The sequence below is a fragment of the Enterococcus phoeniculicola ATCC BAA-412 genome (genome assembly GCF_000407505.1).
Lineage (GTDB): Bacteria > Bacillota > Bacilli > Lactobacillales > Enterococcaceae > Enterococcus_K > Enterococcus_K phoeniculicola.
Genome location: NZ_ASWE01000001.1, coordinates 803,204 through 823,206 on the forward strand (window position 1 = coordinate 803,204; position 20,003 = coordinate 823,206).

General features: G+C 34.9%; 19 protein-coding genes and 1 pseudogene. 15 read left to right on the top strand and 5 right to left on the bottom strand.

Translation table 11 applies throughout. The annotated features are described in order from the left end of the window. Nucleotides 1-98: 98 nt before the first annotated feature. The 5 genes and pseudogenes from I589_RS03625 to I589_RS03645 all read left to right on the top strand — a co-directional run bounded on the left by I589_RS03625 (nucleotide 99) and on the right by I589_RS03645 (nucleotide 3,801). A complete protein-coding gene (locus I589_RS03625; protein ID WP_010769487.1) occupies nucleotides 99-434 on the top strand; it encodes an ArsR/SmtB family transcription factor in 336 nt (111 codons plus the stop codon). Further along, a pseudogene (locus tag I589_RS03630) lies at nucleotides 431-1,122 on the top strand (type 1 glutamine amidotransferase domain-containing protein). Before I589_RS03625 ends, I589_RS03630 begins: the two are co-directional and overlap by 4 nt. After that, nucleotides 1,107-2,036, top strand: a complete 930-nt coding sequence (locus tag I589_RS03635; RefSeq protein WP_010769484.1) for an NAD-dependent epimerase/dehydratase family protein — start codon at nucleotides 1,107-1,109, stop codon at nucleotides 2,034-2,036. The pseudogene I589_RS03630 and the gene I589_RS03635 overlap by 16 nt, the downstream one beginning before the upstream one ends. Nucleotides 2,037-2,356: 320 nt before the next feature. After that, entirely contained in the window at nucleotides 2,357-2,863 is a 507-nt protein-coding gene (locus tag I589_RS03640) for a DUF5067 domain-containing protein (RefSeq protein ID WP_010769483.1), read from the top strand. Nucleotides 2,864-3,366: 503 nt separating this feature from the next. Beyond that, nucleotides 3,367-3,801, top strand: a complete 435-nt coding sequence (locus I589_RS03645) for a hypothetical protein (RefSeq protein ID WP_010769482.1) — start codon at nucleotides 3,367-3,369, stop codon at nucleotides 3,799-3,801. An 810-nt stretch (nucleotides 3,802-4,611) separates the two neighbouring features. Here the strand turns inward: I589_RS03645 and I589_RS18450 are convergent. The 3 genes from I589_RS18450 to I589_RS03655 all read right to left on the bottom strand — a co-directional run bounded on the left by I589_RS18450 (nucleotide 4,612) and on the right by I589_RS03655 (nucleotide 6,403). Further along, nucleotides 4,612-4,773: a hypothetical protein gene (locus I589_RS18450; protein WP_010769481.1), complete on the bottom strand. Its 162-nt coding sequence runs from the start codon at nucleotides 4,771-4,773 to the stop codon at nucleotides 4,612-4,614. A gap of 35 nt (nucleotides 4,774-4,808) precedes the next feature. Continuing rightward, nucleotides 4,809-5,159, bottom strand: a complete 351-nt coding sequence (locus tag I589_RS03650; protein WP_010769480.1) for a hypothetical protein — start codon at nucleotides 5,157-5,159, stop codon at nucleotides 4,809-4,811. Nucleotides 5,160-5,380: 221 nt separating this feature from the next. Further along, entirely contained in the window at nucleotides 5,381-6,403 is a 1,023-nt protein-coding gene (locus I589_RS03655; RefSeq protein WP_010769479.1) for a lactonase family protein, read from the bottom strand. A 127-nt stretch (nucleotides 6,404-6,530) separates the two neighbouring features. On the opposite strand from I589_RS03655, the gene I589_RS03660 reads away from it, so the two are divergent. Both I589_RS03660 and I589_RS03665 read left to right on the top strand, forming a co-directional pair. Continuing rightward, nucleotides 6,531-6,881 carry a PTS glucitol/sorbitol transporter subunit IIA gene (locus tag I589_RS03660; RefSeq protein WP_010769478.1) on the top strand — a complete coding sequence of 117 codons (351 nt, stop codon included), beginning with the start codon at nucleotides 6,531-6,533 and terminating at the stop codon, nucleotides 6,879-6,881. 9 nt (nucleotides 6,882-6,890) lie between these two features. Then, on the top strand, nucleotides 6,891-8,060 hold the full coding sequence (locus tag I589_RS03665) for an AI-2E family transporter (protein WP_010769477.1): 1,170 nt from the start codon (nucleotides 6,891-6,893) through the stop codon (nucleotides 8,058-8,060). 135 nt (nucleotides 8,061-8,195) lie between these two features. Here I589_RS03665 and I589_RS03670 read toward each other — a convergent pair whose 3' ends face one another. Then, nucleotides 8,196-8,816, bottom strand: coding sequence for an NAD(P)H-dependent oxidoreductase (locus I589_RS03670; protein ID WP_010769476.1), 621 nt, complete (start codon nucleotides 8,814-8,816; stop codon nucleotides 8,196-8,198). 345 nt (nucleotides 8,817-9,161) lie between these two features. On the opposite strand from I589_RS03670, the gene I589_RS03675 reads away from it, so the two are divergent. From I589_RS03675 to I589_RS03705, 7 genes are all read left to right on the top strand, one after another. Further along, nucleotides 9,162-9,824 (top strand): TetR/AcrR family transcriptional regulator, encoded by a 663-nt coding sequence (locus tag I589_RS03675; RefSeq protein WP_010769475.1) that lies wholly within the window; start codon nucleotides 9,162-9,164, stop codon nucleotides 9,822-9,824. Continuing rightward, entirely contained in the window at nucleotides 9,825-11,558 is a 1,734-nt protein-coding gene (locus I589_RS03680; protein WP_010769474.1) for an ABC transporter ATP-binding protein, read from the top strand. Continuing rightward, complete coding sequence (locus I589_RS03685; protein ID WP_010769473.1) at nucleotides 11,551-13,428, top strand: ABC transporter ATP-binding protein; 1,878 nt, start codon at nucleotides 11,551-11,553, stop codon at nucleotides 13,426-13,428. The genes I589_RS03680 and I589_RS03685 overlap by 8 nt, the downstream gene beginning before the upstream one ends. 155 nt (nucleotides 13,429-13,583) lie before the next feature. Next, the gene (locus I589_RS03690) at nucleotides 13,584-14,414 is read left to right on the top strand and encodes a VOC family protein (protein ID WP_010769472.1); all 831 of its coding nucleotides are present in this window, start codon (nucleotides 13,584-13,586) and stop codon (nucleotides 14,412-14,414) included. Between the two features lie 165 nt (nucleotides 14,415-14,579). Further along, nucleotides 14,580-15,605, top strand: coding sequence for a serine hydrolase domain-containing protein (locus tag I589_RS03695; protein ID WP_010769471.1), 1,026 nt, complete (start codon nucleotides 14,580-14,582; stop codon nucleotides 15,603-15,605). 41 nt (nucleotides 15,606-15,646) lie between these two features. After that, nucleotides 15,647-16,603: a mannose-6-phosphate isomerase, class I gene (gene manA, locus I589_RS03700; RefSeq protein WP_010769470.1), complete on the top strand. Its 957-nt coding sequence runs from the start codon at nucleotides 15,647-15,649 to the stop codon at nucleotides 16,601-16,603. A 283-nt stretch (nucleotides 16,604-16,886) separates the two neighbouring features. Beyond that, nucleotides 16,887-17,201 (top strand): hypothetical protein, encoded by a 315-nt coding sequence (locus I589_RS03705; protein WP_010769469.1) that lies wholly within the window; start codon nucleotides 16,887-16,889, stop codon nucleotides 17,199-17,201. A gap of 118 nt (nucleotides 17,202-17,319) precedes the next feature. Here I589_RS03705 and I589_RS03710 read toward each other — a convergent pair whose 3' ends face one another. After that, the gene (locus I589_RS03710; protein WP_010769468.1) at nucleotides 17,320-18,129 is read right to left on the bottom strand and encodes an AraC family transcriptional regulator; all 810 of its coding nucleotides are present in this window, start codon (nucleotides 18,127-18,129) and stop codon (nucleotides 17,320-17,322) included. A gap of 93 nt (nucleotides 18,130-18,222) precedes the next feature. Between I589_RS03710 and I589_RS03715 the strand changes: the two genes are divergently transcribed. Beyond that, nucleotides 18,223-19,935: a glycoside hydrolase family 2 protein gene (locus tag I589_RS03715; protein WP_010769467.1), complete on the top strand. Its 1,713-nt coding sequence runs from the start codon at nucleotides 18,223-18,225 to the stop codon at nucleotides 19,933-19,935. The last annotated feature ends 68 nt before the right edge of the window (nucleotides 19,936-20,003 follow it).

A 20,003-nucleotide genomic window follows, 5' to 3' on the forward strand; every position in this document is an offset into this window, starting at 1 on the left:
GAAACTAAAGTTCAGATTTCCAAATCCTTTTTTTTGCACTTATTTTATTATTATGGTTCAATGGATTAAACATTTAAACCATACTAGGAGAGATTATTTTGACTGATTATACTACTTTACAACATGATTTTTATGAGCTAAGTGATTTTTTTATTGCATTAGGGGATAAAAAAAGGCAAGCAATTATTATTCGTCTGCTTGAAGAAGAAAATTGTACAGGTTTACAAGTTCCCTCATTATTAGAGATAACTAATTTATCTAGACCAGCAATTTCACATCATTTAAAAATTTTAAAAGAGGCAAAAATTGTGAAGCTTAGGCAAGAAGGAACAAAGAATTATTACTATCTTGATCATAAGCAAACGGAAATCAAAAAACTTCAATGCTTTTTAAATAAAGTCGTTAATATTATGAATGAGAAGGAAAATGTATGAAAAAAGTATTAATTGTTGAAACAAACATTCAAAAATATGCTGGTACAAACGAAGCAACTGGTCTTTGGTTAGGTGAAAGTGCTGAATTTATAGATGAACTTTATAAACATAATATTGAAGCTGATTTTGTAAGTACTTTAGGAGGCTTTGTTCCTTTAGATCCAAGAAGTATGAAATATGTAGATAAGGATATTATGAATATCTATTTAGAAAAAAATTTATTCATGACACTTTGATAAATTCGAAAAAGCCAAAAAATGTAAACCCAATTCATTACCATACTATCTATTTTACAGGAGGACATGGTGTCATGTGGGATTTTCCTGATAATAAAGAGATACAGGAAATTGCTTTGAGCAGTTATGAAAACAATGGCTATATTTTATCTGTTTGTCATGGGATAGCTGGATTACTTAATATTAAGGATAGGGAAGGGAACTTTTTGATTTCGGGGAAAAAAATTACAGGATTTACAAAAACCGAAGAATTACTAGCAGGTAAAATGAAAATAGTACCTTTCTTTAATCAAAAAATGGCAGAGGAAAGAGAGGCAATATTTCAAAAAAAACGATTTTATAAAGAATTTGCGTTAAAGGACGGACGGATTATTACAGGACAAAATCCCTTTTTTGTACGGGCTGTAGCAAAATTATATGTTGAGGAGCGAAAGAAGTGCAAACAATTTTAGGAAGTAATGGACAAATAGGCTATGAATTAGCGAAAGAATTATATAAAAATTATACAACAGATATTCGGTTAGTCAGTCGTAAGCCCCAAAAAATTAATCCTACAGATCAGGTGTTTGCAGCGGATTTAATGGATTTCAATCAAACTAAAAAAGCAATTGAAGCTAGTGATATTGTCTATTTTACTGTTGGTTTACCGATGAACTCTAATCTTTGGGAAGCTAATTTCTTGAAAATCACAAATAATGTTATACGAGCATGTAAAGAATCCCAGAGTAAACTTGTTTTTTTTGATAACACGTATATGTATCCAAAAGATAGCACTCCACAATATGAAAGCACTAAGTTTTCGCCTGTAGGTAGAAAATCTAACATACGTTCTGAAATGGCAAAATTAGTTTTAAGTGAAATAGAAACTGGTAGTTTAGAAGGAGTTATCTGTCGGGCGCCGGAATTTTATGGTCCAAATAAAACGCAAAGTATTACAAATACTTTATTCTTAGATAAAATTAAAAGGAATGTCACTGCTAAAATACCGGTTAATAAGAATGCTTTACGCACATTAATATGGACTCCAGATGCTAGTCGAGCAATGGCACTTATTGGAAATACACCAAGCGCCTATGGTCAGAGTTGGCATTTACCATGTGATGATCCTCATACCTTTCTAGATATGCTAAAGATTTCTGAAAAAATATTAAATAGATCTTTGAAATATAAAGTGATTCACTTGTGGCAATTTAAAATAGCTAAGCTTTTCAGTAAGGAAGTCCGTGAATTAGATGAATTACTTCCTAGATATGAGGTGGATAATATTTTTGTATCCGATAAATTCAAGCATGCATTTCCTGACTTTGAAATTACCTCTTTTGAAAAGGGAATTTCTTTAATACTTACAGAAAATAACACAAATTGATTATAAAAGCAGTTTTAGGCATCTTTGAATAATAGAGCTGACTTTATACATTCGAATACACGTGTGTCAAGTCGAAAGATGGCAAATCCAGAAAAAGTAGAATTCTTACTTGTATGAGTTATGAATCATTCAAAATAAGTGGAAACGTTTCTGTCGTTTAAAAATAAAATTGATATGCTGATGTGAGTGTGCTTTTATTTTTTTTAAATCATTAAGACTAGGCATAAAAGTTTCAAATAAAAAAAGATGAATCTGTCCATATTGATTGGTATAATAAAAGTACAATCGTTCTTTTATTACAAAATAAAAAAGGAGTAACTATGAAAAAAAAATTAGTTTCAATTTTATTCATCGGACTTATGTTAATAAGCTCAGTTAATCTAGCCGCCTGCTCTAAGGAACCAAACTGGTCATTTTCTAAGGAAGAAAAAGTATTTTCAGGTGAAACCTCTAAAATACAATTACAAAAGGGAGAAAAAATCCCTTTATCTGGCGGAGGATTTGCTATACGAGTTTACTATAAAGTAACAAATTTAAGTTCTGAAAGTGAAAATGCCTACGCACTTTTATTAAAAGAAATTGTTGGTCTTTACCAAAATGATAAGGAATTAGAATCAACGACAATCGTTTTTGCTGATGTGCCAAATATAGAGTCGGCAATAAATGTAGAGATGAAACCAGATGAAACTGTAGATGTTTATGTAGATTATGAAATTTCAGATTATGAATCAGATGTTGAAATCAAATTTACAGAAGATAGTGGAGAAGATACACGTGCAACATTGACTTTAAAAATGAATGATTTGGTAGAAGCAACTGAAAATTAATTTTTATCTATAATTCAATTTTCTAATATCACTTATAGGCTATTACTTATGAGCATATCCATAGCTAACACCGTTTAATTGGGAAGGCTAGAGGTTAGTTAACGGGAGTCCAGAACCAAGAGAGCAGTCTTTTGATTCTGGATTTTTTTACTAGATAATCTGTTATGAAATTTTAGCGTTATTCGAAAGAAACTTATCTATATGTTATCTTTCGTCTTGGCAGGAAGTGGCTCACTAAAGTAATGGTTATTTTTCGCTTTCATAATCGTTAGAAGTTTAAAGATTACGCTTGCAACAGACACCTGAAAGCTAGTGGTCAAAATGAAGGATACTTCAATACACAGAGATCCTTTCACTTTCTCATAAAAACTGTGGCGTACATAAGAAATCTATAGAATCTTTAGTGATTTGTGGCAGATTCATGAATATTTGGCTGGGGTGCTTGTCAGGAGGACCATAAACAGTTTAAAATAGAACTAACATTATAGAAAGTAGGGATTTTTTTGCGACCGAATTTAGGATTTTATGTACAGACAATTAATGACATCGTGACAGACACAGAAAAAATAGGAGAAAGTATGAATCCAAGCTATGAGGAAATTCGTACAGCCTTAGATGAAGATAAAACGGAGAGCCTTTCTGCTGATAAATTAAAAGAAATCAGTGTTCTTTTTGAAGAAGGGACAGATAAGTATCGTGCGATGGCAAAAAAAATCAGCACATTACGTCCGCCCGCTGCGGTTATGGGGATTCATAAGAAATTTGAGCGCTCATACTTAAGCTATGTAGCTGGTTGCGAAGAAATGCTTCAAAGTATCGATTCAGAAAAAGGAATTGATAAAAAGGCATTTGATGCAGCAGAAGAAAAACAGGATACGGCAACAGATGAGATTTCTTTCTCTATTCAAAGAATGACGAATTTATTGTTGAAAAAATAGTCAAAAAACAAAATGAGAGTTATTTAATTTAAAAATATAGTTTTTGCTTAGACAAATGATACAAAATAAGGTATGATTAATTCATAACCAAAAACAACCTTTTTATTTTTCATTTTACTCTTTTTAGAGTAATTACTCCTTTTTCCATCGGCCTAACCAACCGATGGTTTTTTTATTTTCTTTTTAGTGAAAAAAGTTACAAAGAGAAGAAAAGATAATTGTGTAAAATATGGAGCGAACGATTATGAAAGTACGGGTTATTTGATTTATAATAATTGTTATTTAATGTTTATTGTTATAAAATTTTTATACGAATAAACCAGTCAAATAAGTGAACTTTTTTGACTAGAAAGTGATCTATCGCTATGTGAAAGAAAAAGTAAAGGAGCCGTATTTTGTTCATTTGCTATTTAATAATGGTTTTTTTTGATTTTGAATAGGTTTTCAAAAAAGATTATTTAGAAATTATCCATTGTAGTTAGGAGTGTCCTGTATTTCACCTAATTTTGTCTATCCTTCTTTTCTCAGCTTTACGCACGTGAAGCATCATTAAAATTGTCGAGATAGACGAGTATAGAACTATTTCCTAAAGTCATTTTTATATTTGTTTTTGATAAGCTCAAAGCATATACTCGGAAATTTGAGGACTCTATAGAACAGTGGGCAGGCAATCCATGGACTAACTGATAGACACAAGATAGCATGGTCCATTTTTTTAGTGTAGTAAAGGACACATTTATGGGATGAATGTGGAAAAAATTATAAAAAAAGAGGTTGAACCTAGTAGCATCAGTGGTTCAACCTCTTCTTCTAATTTTCTACATTTCTTACATAATCATCAAAATACTGGAGTAAGTCTTTTTTGATTTGTTGATATTCTTCTTCTGTATAGTCTTTATTTTCAATTTTTCCATTGAAGAACGGAATATTTAATTCTTCCCTTAAACGATCTAAGACCTCTTGCTGATCCATTTCAACACCCTCTTTTTCAACTGTTTACTTATTCATTATAAAACATTGTAGGCTGTCGTCAACTCTTCAAAAATATCCTTCATTGAGGAAAGTTTGCTATAAAGCTTTCCAGTTGAATCATCTTCATGGAAGAATACCTGCTTTAACTCCAGATAAAATTCTTCAAAAGATACGTAGAAGGCTTCTACTTCAGATTTTTGGAGCTCTGGATGAAGCGTATAAAAAAGTTTTGAATGATTGTACATAGTAAATAATTCATTCGTATTTAGTAATATACGCAGTTCATCATAATTTCTGCTAGTAATCAACTCATAAACAGGCAAACATTTGTTGAAAAGATCAGATAAATCACTAACTAGTTGTTGTGTAGGTTCTTTCTTAAACATAGAATCATCCTCCTTATACTCAGTATAAACAAAGAAGTCTCATAAGAAAAATGATAACTATGATTAAGAAAACTAGTTCGCAAAAATAAGAAAACAAGTCTGAGATATAACTATACCAATTACTTTCAGATTTTCTGGAAATTTGATAAAGAGGAGAGCTTATGGAAACATATCTACTTGGTTCTTAGAGATGAACATTTCTGATCAGACTTCAGCTATTTCTATTGTTCAACATACACACAGACACATTCAGGAGCAAATACATCTTTTTGAACCATAGTTAATTTACCACTTTCTGCATTTCTGCGATATAGGGTTAGATTATCAGAGTTTTGATTCGCACAAATTAAAAAGTCATTTGACGTATTTAGATTGAAATCGCGTGGGAAGTCACCTTCTGTTGAAATCAATTGAATAAGTGAAATTTCTTCTCCTGACTCGCTGATTTCATAGACTGCGATTGAATTATGTCCTCGATTTGATGCATAAAGGAATCGACCATCTTTTGATACTCGAATAGCTGCTCCTCCATTAAATTCAGTGAAATCAGCTGGAAGTGTAGAGAGCTTTTGTTTTTGCGTAAATGTTCCTTTAGAAGCATCGTAGGCTAATACAGTTACTGTACTATCTAACTCTCCAAATAAATAAGCAATCTTTTCGTTTGGATGGAAAGCTAAATGACGAGGACCTGTGCCAGGTTCTGCTTGATAAATGGCTACATTTGTTAACTTGCCTTCTTCAGAGACATCATAAGTGTAAACACCATCTGTTCCTAAGTCACAAACAACTAAGCGATTATCAGGTGTTAAGTCCGTATAGTGAACGTGCGGTTTATCTTGGTTTTCATGCGGACCTGTTTTTTCTGTGTGATACACACTATCAGCTGCTTGGATTGAGCCATCCTCTAAGATACGATAGACATTGACTTCTCCTTTATGGTAGTTCGCTCCATAAAGAAGCTGACGTGCTTCATCAACAGCTACATAGCATAAGGGCGCTCCTTCTTCTGTCACAGCATTTAAAAATTGAAATGCTGGAGTATACGCGCTTGCTCCCCCTTTTCCTTCTATAGAAGTGATGGTGTAGACATTTCCCGCCTGACTTTTTGTTACATATGTAGGACTGTCTTCCTTCGTTGCTAAAGTCAGACCCTCTAATGTTTCTTTTTCGGTGTCTAAAGTCAATGTGTACAGACCTTCACTGACACGACGAGTGTAGGTACCTAATAATAGTTTTTCTAACATAAATTCTAGCCTCCAATTTTTTGATTCGTAACTATTTTACCATAGAAAGTGTTCGGTGGGTTTTTAAACAATCTGAGTATGCTATAATATTTATATCATTCAAAGTAAATGAGGAGCGATGTTGGAAATGAAAACAATTGTTAGCGAAATCGGCAGCCAAGCGTTAAGTGAAAAAGAACCGATTGTCATCTTATTTGGAGAAACAGCAACGCCTGCATTAAGAAACTATTCCGTCATTCAAGAAATGAAGGATAGCGAACCAGTTGAGTTAAAAAAAGCAGGGAAAATTCTTTTTGACGGAGAGGAATATACGATTCAATTTGTAGGAAAAACAGCAAATCAGAATTTGCAATCTATAGGTCATTTAACATTGATTTTTGACAAGGTTCCAGAAGAAAATCAAATTGTGAATGGAGTCTATCTAACACCATATAAAGTTCCAGCATTTAAAAAAAATACAGAAATCATTTATTTATAGGAGGTAAGGATGCAAGAAGATAAAAATCAAAAAAATCGGCCATTATCCTGGTTTTGGAAATGGTTCTTAAATAATCAAGTAGTTACCTCATTGCTAGTAGTCCTTTTAGTGTTACTTATCGTATTACTTTTTACCAAGGTTTCCTATCTTTTTGAGCCAATTTGGCAGTTTCTAGCGATTGTAGGTTTACCGATAATCTTAGCAGGGATTCTGTACTATTTAATGAATCCGGTCGTTGATTATTTTGAAAAGAAAGGAATTGCGCGACTTTATACAATCATTGCACTCTTTATTTTAGTTATTGGACTAATTGTTTGGGGTATGGTTGTAATTATTCCGAAAATTCAGGAGCAGACGATTAGCTTTACTACGAATTTACCCAATTATTTAGATACGATGAATAAAAAAATGGACGAGATTTTAAGTAGCCCACTGTTAGTGCAATTCAAAGATCAGGCTGAACAAATGAGTAATCGCTTGATGAGCTCATTAGGCGAGATTATTCAGAATATCTCTAAAATTACTGTTCAAAGTGTTGGAAGTTTTGTCGGAGCAGTTGCTACAATTTTAGTGGCAGTCATTACTATGCCCTTCATCTTATTTTATTTACTGAAGGACGGAAAGCAGTTAGCGCCATACTTTGTAAAATTCATGCCGACAAAAATGCGTAAACCTACGCTCAAAGTACTAAAAGAAATGAATGAGCAAGTTTCCTCTTATATTCGAGGTCAGTTGACTGTTGCATTTGCTGTAGCAATCATGTTTATTATCGGGTTTTGGGCAATTGGACTTGATTATGGCGTAACCTTAGGAATTGCTGCAGGATTTTTAAATTTAATTCCTTATCTAGGTTCATTTCTAGCGATGGTTCCTGCAATCTTTTTAGGAATTGTGGCAGGACCAATTATGCTGGTGAAGGTCTTAATTTTATTTGTTGTTGAACAAACGATTGAGGGACGATTCATCTCACCATTGGTTCTTGGAAGCCAGTTATCGATTCATCCAGTAACGATTCTTTTAGTGTTGTTAACCTCAGGTAAACTGTTTGGAATTGTTGGAGTGATGTTGGGAATTCCAGTATATGCAGCTGCTAAAGTGATTATTACACATGTATTTGAATGGTATAAGGATGTTTCCAATCTGTATGAAGAAGAAACTGAGGATCAGGAACAGGTATAAGACAAGAACAATCAGAATCAACCATTGAGCAATTGCTCGATGGTTTTTTTCTATTAAAAAATGACTGCTCTTTGAATAAAAATAAAAAAAGAGATTCTTCAGCTATTTAATAAGTGAAGAATCCCTTTTTTATTTTTAGAATGTTTTACCAAGTTCTGTTGCAGAAGTCATTGCTGTAGCTAATAATTCTTCGGCGCGGTCAGGGAAATGATCGATTCCTTCAATAAATAATTGATCTACTTGATCAACACCAATGAAGTTTAAAATCCCTTTTACATATTGTGAAGAAGCATCTTGTGCTTCGTAGAATCCGCCATTTGACTGGATGTGTAGGGCTTTTTTTCCTTCAACTAAAGGTTTTGGCCCTTCTTCAGTGTAACGGAATGTTTTTCCAGCAACGTTGATTGTATCAAACCAAGCTTTCAAACGAGTAGGTACGTTTAGATTCCACATAGCATTAGCAACTACTACTTTATCAGTTGCTAAAAATTGTTCAGTCAACTCATTAAAACGAGCGATTTTCTTTTGTTGGTCTGCAGTTAATGTATCAAAAGCAGCTCCAGAACGTAAAGCAGTCCATCCAGTTAAAATATCTTTATCAATTTCTGGAATGAATTCATTGTATAAATCTAAAACCACAACTTCATCAGAAGGGTTTGTTTCTTTATAAGAAGTTAAGAATGTATCTAAAGCTTTCATAGAGCGAGATTCCTCAGCAGATAATGGATGTGCTTTGATAACTAATAATTTTGACATAATGAGTCTCCTTTAAATTCTTTTTTTTATGACAATCATTAGTTTACTAAAAGTAAGTAACTTTTTGCAAGCTTTTTGTTTAAATTTTAATAAAAATATTTTTCGTCGCTTTTTTTAAAATAAATTTTGCTTGTAATTATGAAAAAAGTTTGAATTTTTTTGTAATTATTTTGGTTGGAAATGTCAGTCTATTCGCCAATTTATGAACTTTTTTGGAAATCATTTTTTCTTATGAAAATCTCGTGTAAATTCCTTGCAATCTGAAATGAAGATGCTATAATGACAAGGTGTCATATGACGATGTGTCATATTTGTAAAAAAGATTCGAGAAAGAGGGAGGATATTATGCCAACTCGTACATTTTTTCATTTGCCAGATGAAAAGCAGGAACGGTTATTGGAGGCAGCGCGTATTGAATTTTCAAGGGCACCTTTAAAAGATGCATCCATAGCAAATATTGTGAAGCTTGCTGAGATTCCAAGAGGAAGTTTTTATCAATATTTTGAAAACAAGGAAGATTTGTACTTTTATTATTTCGACTTGTTAAGACAAGATAGTAGAAGAGATATGGAGCAAGCAATTGATAAAGCCAATGGAGATTTATTTAAGGGATTTGAGAATTATTTTTCTCAGATGATACGAGATACATTAGTGGGTGTAAATTCTTCTTTTTATCGCAACTTATTTATGAATATGGATTATCGTGCATCTAGACGAATGATTATTGACTTTGCAAAAACAAAAAAAGAACAGCAATGCGAGTCAAAAGAAGAGAAGCATCAGCATTTAGCAGAGCAAATTGATATGGAACTATTGAAGGTGAAGGATGTTAGAGAGCTTGATTTATTGATTCAGTTGTTAATGCATGCAGTATTTTCAACGGTAGTTAATGGATATAAGCACTTAGCAAATGATCCGGAGTATTCCATTGAATTAGTCGTTCAGGATTTTCGGCTGAAGACGAGCTGGCTACGTGAAGGTGCAATGAAACAGAGAGAAGGTAAGTAAATGGTAAAAATAATCAAACGTGTCTCGCTGGTTTCAGCAATCATGGCCGTAATTTTTATGGTTGTTCAAGTATTAGCCGATTTATACTTGCCAACATTGACCTCTAATATTATTGACAAAGGGGTTGCGACAGGGGACATCGACTATATCTGGCAAACAGGATTTGTCATGATCGGTTTTTCAGTCATAAGTATCCTTGCTGCAATAGGGAATACTTTTTTTGCAACAAGAGAATCACAAAAATTAGGGCGTCAGCTAAGAAGTGACGTCTACAATAAAGTAGAACATCTATCTAATAATCAGTTTGATAAATTTGGGACAGCTTCATTAATTACTCGTACAACAAATGATGTTACTCAAATTCAAATGGTTACGCAAATGTTCTTGAGAATGATGATAAATGCGCCAATCACATTAATTGGGGCAAGTTTTCTTGCATATAGTAAGGATCCCAAGTTAACACAAATCTTTTTATATGTCTTGCCAATTATGGCAGTCTTAGTTGGTGGAATCATGTATTTTGCCGTTCCTTTATTTAAGAGTATGCAAAAGAAAACCGATCGATTAAACTTGGTTTTTCGTGAAGGATTAACAGGTGTTCGTGTCATCCGTGCATTTGGAAAAACGAATTATGAAGAAAAACGGTTTGATGATGCCAACAAAGACTACACACAAACAGCCATTAAAGTAAATACAATTGTATCCTTAATGATTCCATTGATGACTTTGATTATGAGTGGAACAAATATTGCCATTACATGGTTTGGAGGCCACTATATTGCTGATATGACCTTAGAGGTAGGGAATTTAATCGCATTTATGACCTATGCAATGCAAATATTGATGAGCTTTATGATGCTAGCAATGATTTTTGTTATGGTACCAAGAGCACAGGCCTCTGCAGAGCGTATCAATGAAGTATTAGAGCTTGAACCTGATATTACAGATGTAGCTAACCCAAATGAGCTGCCATTAAAAGGAAAAGAAGCAACCTTAGTTTTTGATCATGTTAATTATCGATATAAGGGAGCGGAAAACCTTGCATTGGAAGACATTGATTTCTCTGCAAAATCAGGAGAAGTGGTTGCGATAATCGGGGGGACAGGTTCTGGTAAAACCACACTCGTAAATTTAATTCCTCGTTTTTATGATATTGAATCAGGAAAAATTTTAATTAACAATACGAATATCTCAGCTGTTACACAAGCAAATCTTAGAGAAGCATTAGGCGTTGTTCCTCAAAAAGCGGTTTTATTTATGGGAACGATTCGTGAAAATATGCAGTATGGGGCAGCGGATGCTTCTGATGAACAAATCTGGAAAGCGTTAGAAATTGCTCAAGCAAAGGATTTTGTTTCTGAAATGACCGATGGACTAGATAGCTATGTTGAACAAGGAGGAGGAAACTTCTCTGGCGGACAACGTCAACGATTAGCCATTGCACGTGCTTTAGTGAAAAAAGCAGACATCTATGTCTTTGATGACTCATTTTCTGCACTTGACTTTAAAACAGATGCAAAATTACGTACTGCGCTAAAAGCAGACGTAAAAGAAGCCATCATTGTTTTAGTTGCACAGCGCGTAAGTACAGTTATGGATGCTGATACAATTTTAGTGTTGGATGAAGGAAAACTTGTAGGAAAAGGAACACATGACGAGTTGATGGCGAACAACCAAACCTATCAAGAGATTGTTCGTTCTCAATTAAGAGAGGAGGATGGATCAAATGAGTAAAGAAAAACAAGCTCATCCATCTAGACCTATGGGTGGAGGACCTGGTAGAAATATAGGTGCAAAAGGACCAAAAGCAAAAAACTTTTGGGGAACGGTTAAGCGGCTGTTTCACTATATGTCCAATAAAATTTATGCGATTATCGCTGTTATCATCCTAGCGATTGCGGCGGTTGTTTTCCAAATACAAACGCCTAAAATATTAGGGAAAGCGACGACTGAAATTTTTAATGGTGTGATGAAGGGCGTTGCCCAAATGAAAACAGGGGCTAAACTGGATAGTTTTCCAATTGATTTTGAAAAAATTGGTCAAATTTTATTAACAGTTATCGCTATGTACCTCATTTCGGCACTCTTTAGCTTCTTACAGCAATTCATTATGACTCGTGTTTCACAACGGACGGTCTATTCAATGCGTCGTGAGCTAGAAGAAAAAATGAATAAAGTCCCTATTTCTTATTATGATACGCATAGTAATGGAGATATTATGTCACGTGCGATTAATGATATGGATAATATTGCTGGAACGTTACAACAAAACTTAACTCAGCTCATAACTAGTGTGGTTACTTTTATTGGTGTTCTTTGGATGATGCTTTCTATTTCTCCTCAGTTAACGCTTATCGCTTTAGCAACCGTTCCATTAAGCTTAGTAGTAGTTATGATTGTCGCACCAAAATCACAAAAATTTTTCTCAGGACAACAAAAGAGTTTAGGACTGTTAAATGACCAGGTAGAAGAAAGTTATGGCGGGCATATGGTTGTCAAAAGCTTCAATCATGAAGCTGCTAATCAGGCTGAATTTGAAATTGAAAATGAAAAGTTGTATGAATCAGGCTGGAAAGCTCAATTTATTTCAGCAATGATTATGCCCTTAATGAACTTTGTTAAAAATTTAGGCTATGTATTTGTTGCAGTTCTTGGTGGTGTGAAGGTTGCTAACGGAAATATGAGCCTAGGGGATGTACAAGCATTCTTACAATATACGAGTCAATTTTCACAACCAATTACGCAAATCGCTAGCTTGATGAACACAATTCAGTCAACCGTAGCTTCTGCTGAACGTGTATTTGAGGTATTAGATGAATCAGAAATGAAGGATGAACCTTCTGGTGTTGCAGTGGTTGAAAATTCACCTTATAAAGTTCAATTTGATCATGTACAGTTTGGCTATTCCGAAGACCAATTATTAATGGAAGACTTCAATCTCGATGTAAAACCTGGAGAGATGGTTGCCATTGTTGGACCAACCGGAGCAGGGAAAACTACGCTTATTAACTTATTAGAGCGTTTCTATGATGTAAGTGGTGGAAGTATCAAATATGACGGAAGAGACACTCGTGATCTAACACGTGACGAATTACGTGCACATTTTTCAATGGTACTTCAAGATACATGGCTATTTACAGGCTCAATTTATGATAATATAAAATACGGTAATGAAACGGCAACAGATGAACAAATTGTCCGTGCAGCAAAAGCCGCCCATGTCGATGATTTTGTTCGTAAGCTTCCTGACGGATATAAGACAGTTTTAAATGAAGATGCAAGTAATATTTCACAAGGACAACGTCAACTAATTACCATTGCCCGTGCGTTCTTAGCTAATCCAGATGTTCTCATCCTGGATGAAGCGACTTCAAGCGTAGATACACGGACTGAGGTTCTCATCCAACGTGCGATGAGTCGTCTATTGGAAAACAGAACAAGTTTTGTTGTGGCGCATAGACTTTCAACCATTCGTGACGCCGATAATATTATCGTTATGAATCACGGTTCAATCGTGGAAACAGGAAATCATGACGAATTAATGGCAAAAAATGGTTTTTATGCTGATTTATATAATAGTCAATTTTCAGAGGATGCAGCATAATTTCCTCATCTTTAAAAGAAATAAGACAAATACTCTGTAAAATTACACCAATTTTCACAGAATATTTGTTTTTTTTCATTTTGTTTCGGATAATACTTGCGGGAATTCAAGATGATGAGTACAATAAAATTTGACATAGAGGGGGAGAAGAAGTAATGAGTGATTTTGTTTTAGAAAAAACGACTTATTTGAAGAGTGTTGCTATTCGAGTAAAAGATCGCGATGCAATGATTCATTTTTATAGAGATGTTGTAGGCTTTGATTTGAAACGCGAAGAAAACGAGCTTGCGATTTTTGGCACACAAGAAACTGGAAGTGAGTTACTTCTTTTAGAAGAAAGCCCAAGAGCAGATGAACATAGTGGTGAGATAAAAAAATTACACCGATTTTCACTAACTGTCCCTAGTGAAGAAGAGATGGCCAATGTCTTAACTCGTATTCGAAAGGCAGAGTATCCAATTGAGAATGCATTAGAAGACGATGATCGATTAGGCATTTTATTAGTCGATCCAGAAGGAAATGAGATTGGCATTTATTATTCAGAGGTGTTATCAGCAGATACAGCAACAGCTGAACCAATGGATCAAGAGGAATTATTAAAAAAAGCAGATGAAGCAGTTCACGTGCTGGCAAGCGGTACACGGTTTGATAAAGTTCATTTAAATGTCAGTGACTTGGACTGTCAACGCAAGTTTCTAGATGAAGTATTAGGGTTGAGTGTACAAAATGAAAACAATGGCATTATGGTTTTAAACGAAGGCGATTTTCATGTAGGATTGAACGAAGCACAAGGCGGAACTATTGATTTACCAACAGATTCTGTTTTGGGCCTAGACTTTCTAAAATTTCACGTTAGTGAAGAAACCATGAGTAATCTTGAGTCGCGTTTAATCACATTGAAAAAAGATTTTTTCATTGATAAAAAGAAAGCAATTATTACCATTTATGATGCAACTGGGATTGAATGGTGGTTTGTTAGAAAATAGTAAGTAGAGGGTGAAACAGAATACGTTTGTTTCCAATCTGTATTTATTTTTACAATACCAAGACAGAAGCGTTGTCTTGTTTAGGATCCACAGAAATCTAAAACGAAAAGGGCTGAGACAGTTAGTATGTCGCGGCCCTTATTTTGGCAAATTAGGAGGGATTATTTGTATCTTAAAACTCAAAAAGAAATTGAAAAGAAAAAAGAGCAGGGCGTATTTCCCGGTGCAGTGTTTGCATTTATAGAAGGAGATAAACAGGAAATACATGTGATTGGAGAGGCTCGTATCGTTCCAGAGGCACTGCCGATGGATGAGGATTACTTGTTTGATGTGGCATCATTGACCAAGGTTATCTGTACGACAAGTGTGGTGCTGAAACTCTTAGAAGATGGAAAAATACAATTGGATGATCCGTTAAAAACCTATCTTCCCGAGTTTAAAGATGAATCAATCAGCATTCGTCATTTATTGACCCATACATCCGATATAAATACTTGGATAGAGAATCGAGACGAACTGAATCAAGAAGAATTAAGAGCAGCCTACTTAACATTAAAAGCAGGAGAAAATCTTGGAAAAAAAGTGAAGTACACAGATGCAGGAACAATTTTACTCGGATTTATGCTAGAGAAAATTTACTGGGAAGATGTGATTGATATCTTTCAAGAAGAAGTATTAAATCCAATCGGTATGATGCAAAGTCTATTTTTACCTAAGGCCTCAAATCGGATTGTTCCAACAGAACAATTATCTACTGGCGAGGTGATTCATGGAGTGACACACGATCCTAAAGCGCGAATATTAGCTGAACATGCGGGAAATGCTGGGTTGTTTACAAATGTATCAGATGTAATTAAATTTGTAGAGATGTATCTTCAATTAGGAAGTGTGGAGAATGGAACCTTCCTGAAGAAAGAGACGATTTTAAAATTATTAAAGGACTGTACGCCTTCTGGAAAGGGACATCGTTCTCTTGGTTGGGATTTAAAAGAAGATGAGATGGATGGCCATCCTTTATTGTTTCATACTGGGTACACAGGGACATTTCTTTTACTAGATGTTGAAGAGCATTCTGCATTTATTTTTTTATCCAATCGTATCCATCCAGCTGACCATCGTGACGAATATATTCAGAATCGTGACGAAATTCTTTCTATTTACCTGAAAGAGAAGGCACTTAAAAAGAAATAGTGATATAATAACGAAGAATGAATTGAGAGGAGTTTTCTATTATGCAAGAGCCGTTATTTTTAAAGCCCGTTTTCCAAGAAAAAATTTGGGGAGGCAGCCGTTTAAAAACCGTTTTTGGCTTTGATATTCCAAATGATAAGATTGGGGAAGATTGGGCGATTAGTGCGCATCCTCATGGTGTGAGTATTGTTGAAAATGGAGAATTTAAAGGAAAAAAATTGGATGAGCTTTGGGCGACTCAAAAAGAATTATTTGGAAACCCAACTGGCCCGGTGTTTCCTTTGCTAACCAAAATTTTAGATGCGGAGGATGAGCTGTCTGTTCAAGTGCATCCTGATGATGACTATGGATTAAAGCATGAAGGAGAGCTAGGAAAGACAGAGTGCTGGTATGTAATTGATGCAGAGCCTGGTGCTGAGATTATTTACGGGCATCATGCGAAAACGCGTGAAGAATTGGCTGAAATGATTCACGAAGGACGTTGGGATGATTTATTGAAGCGCGTACCTGTCAAAAAAGGTGATTTTTTCTATGTACCAAGTGGGACAATTCATGCAATTGGAAAAGGAATTTTGATTTTAGAAACACAACAAAGTTCTGATACTACCTATCGTGTATATGATTATGATCGTAAAGACGATCAAGGAAATACAAGAGAGCTGCACATTCAACAATCTATTGATGTGACAACTGTACCAGCAAGCGTACCTGATGTTCAAATCAAAGAAGCTCGTCAAGGAGCGTCTTCAATTATTACGTATCTGCAAACAGAATTTTTCAATGTTTATGAATGGCAGGTAGCAGGAAAACTTCAAGTGAAAAAACAGGCGCCTTATACGCTGATGACCGTTATTTCAGGAGAAGGACAAGTAGTCGTTGATGGAAAAGAGTATTCATTAACAAAAGGAACAAGCTGTATTTTCCCAGATGCGGTAAAAGAGTGGACGTTATATGGTGATCTGGATATTATCGCTTCAGAGCCTGGCGAACATGTGTAAGTCATCTGGTAGGGCTTCATGAGTATAACTAGTTTAGCTGTAAGAGATGTTCTAAAAGTTAGCTGATTTGATTGGTGTGAATTCGGTATTAAACCGAAGACATGCCAATCAATTTTTTATGCATAGATAATTGTATGAATCAACACATGATTGCCAGGACTTGTTCATTGGATAAAAACAAACCGAGAGCAGCGAATAAAAGATTGATTAAGTTCAGTCTTTAGTCTGACTTCAAAAGAGCTTTTTTTTGATATACTACAGTAAATTGGGTGGAGGTTATGTAATGAAAAAGACAGGGAATTTTTTTGCTGATACTGCTATAGAAACGAGCCTTCTTCTATTCGTTTATCTTCTTTTAAACGTATTATGGACAAGCTATGGATTTCTTTTGATTTCACCATTGATTGTAATTGCTGCTTCACTTATGGGGCTGCAGAGTTTTTTATGGATTGATTTCTTTTTGACATGCTCTTTTGTCGCTCTTTTATTGTTTCTTACTCCGTGGTTTTTAAAGTTTACCAGAAACTCGCTGCAACTTATGGGACAAACCATTTTTGAGCTACATAAAAACTATAGACTCCGTCACTGTGAATGTTAATGAATTTTAAAGCACTATCACTTTAATCGTGAGAAATAGTGATGAAATTTGAAGAGAAAGGCACCACTTTTTGAGACTGATCCATTTTAGGGTCAGAGTCATCAAAAAATGGTGCCTTTTATTTTCGTAAACTACCAGGTGTACGATTCATTTTTTGTTTGAATAAAGTTGAAAAATAATGTTCATCAGAAAATGAAAGACGATCGGAGATTTCCTGAATAGGTAATCGAGTTTCTGACAATAAGACTTCTGCCATCTCCATCTTTTTTGTTAGAAAATAATCATAAGGAGTCTGATGAAAGTACCTTTTAAAGAGTCTGGTCAATTGTGAAGAGGAGAGATTCACTTGACTGGCAAGATCAGAAATTGTCAATGTGGTCTGGACATGAGTATCTAAAATCAGTTTTGCTTTTTGAACAGCCTCTGGAATCAATTCTTCTTTAGGACGAAGTTGTTGATGGATACCTAATAGAAGTTTATGAAATAAAATGGAGGATTTTTCCGTCCGTTGTGTTGGCGTAAGAGGATATTCTTGGCAAACTTTTATCAGTGCCTCTAACGTATTCTTCACGTCAACGGATTTTAATAAATATCGTTGATGGAGATGATAGACATCAAACAGTTGGTCGCACAGTGTACCAGAAACGTTTATCCAAATTTTATGAAATGGCGTTCGTTTATCCGACCAATAGAAATGATGATGATTTTTTGGCAAGATATAACTATCCCCTGCTTCAGATTGATAGGAGAGTCCGTCAATTTGTATTTCCCCGCTTCCTGATAGGACATACTCAATACTATAGATTTGCGAATGCTCCCTCTTTACACAATAGCCAGCAAATGGATAGGTAATTCCAGCTAGCTCAATTCGAAAGATATCTGGAAATTGAAATTGTTCTGGTAAAAAACTAATTATAAGTTCTTCCATGCGTGTATTCCTCACTTTTTCAGTCGTATTCTATCTTAAATTAAAACTATACGACGGTATACTATAAATGTAAAGAAAGATTGGAGGAAGAAAATGAAAACATTACCAAGAAATGAGCATCCGCAACCTCAATGGGAGAGAGAAAATTGGAAGAATCTGAATGGTTCATGGGCATTTGCCTTTGATTTTGGAAAAAGCGGATTAGAAAGAGAGTGGCAAGTAGACTACTCTTTCGATCAGGAAATTCTTGTTCCATTTTGTCCAGAAAGTGAGCTAAGCGGAATTGGTTATACCGATTTTATGCCTGCAGTCTGGTATCAGCGAACAATTCATATTTCTGAAGAACAGAAAAAAAATTCAATCCTGTTGCATTTTGGTGCGATAGATTATTTTAGTCAGATATTTATTAATGGACAGTCAGTTGGCACGCATAAAGGGGGCTATTCTTCCTTTTTCTTTGATATATCTGCGTTTGTCACAACAGGCGAGAATAAAATTACGATCTATGTGGAGGACGATAATCGAAGAGGACGTCAACCAAAGGGAAAGCAAAGTAGTCTTTATCATTCGCATGGCTGTGATTACACACGTACGACAGGGATTTGGCAGACAGTTTGGCTGGAATTCTTACCAAAAACACATATTAAGGAAATCAAATACTATCCAAATGTTTCTGAACGTAAAGTAACTATTGAAGCACTCGTTACGGGAAAAGGAACAGTAAATGTAGAGGTTTATTATAAAGGAATTCTCTGTGGTAAAGTTTCAGCTGTACTTACGGAGCATGGATTTTTAGAAGTTCAGCTTTCTGAAACTCATCTATGGGAGGTTGGACACGGGCGATTATATGATGTGCATTGCTCTTTTGAGGAGGATCGGGTCAAAAGTTATTTTGGTTTAAGAGAAATTTCTTTTAAAGAAAATAAATTCTTCTTAAATGGAGAGCCAGTCTTTCAGAGATTAGTACTAGATCAAGGATTTTATCCAGAAGGTATTTATACGGCTCCAGAGGATGATTGTTTAAAAAAAGATATTCAGTTGAGTTTGGATGCAGGATTTAATGGGGCTAGGTTACATGAAAAAGCATTTGAACCAAGATTTTTATATCATTGCGATCAGGCAGGATATCTGGTTTGGGGCGAGATGGCTAATTGGGGATTAGATGTTTCCTCATATTCTTCTTTGGCCGACTTTCTTCCTGAGTGGTCAAGTCTTGTTTCGAGAGATTTTAATCATCCGTCTATTATCACGTGGTGTCCTTTTAATGAGTCATGGGATTACGAGTACCGCAGACAAAAAAACGAGATTTTGGAAATGATTTATCATACAACTAAAAAACTAGATCCCACACGTCCTTGCGTGGATACCAGCGGCAATTATCATGTAATTACGGATATCTATGATGTTCATGACTATGCGCAAGACGTACAAGTATTTACAGAACATTTTACTGGAGAAAATCAAACGAATGGCGTTTTTTGGGATGAGCATGATGCACGACAAAGCTATAAAGGAGAGCCGTTTTGTGTAAGTGAATATGGTGGAATTAAGTGGGACCCAACAAATCAATCAAAGGATTCTTGGGGATATGGCGAAGAACCAAAAACGCAAGAAGAATTCTACGCACGATACAAAGGCTTAACGGAAGTTCTCTTAAATCATCCGAAAATTTTTGGCTTTTGCTATACACAGCTATATGATGTTGAACAGGAAAAAAACGGGTTATATTTCTACAATCGAACACCTAAATTCGATATGAAACGAATCAAAGAAATCAATCAGCAAAAGGCAAGAATAGAAAAGTAAAATTTGTGGAGGAAATTTTTGTTTTAGAAAAGAAAATACGCTTCTTTTTCAATTTCTACAAAATTTTT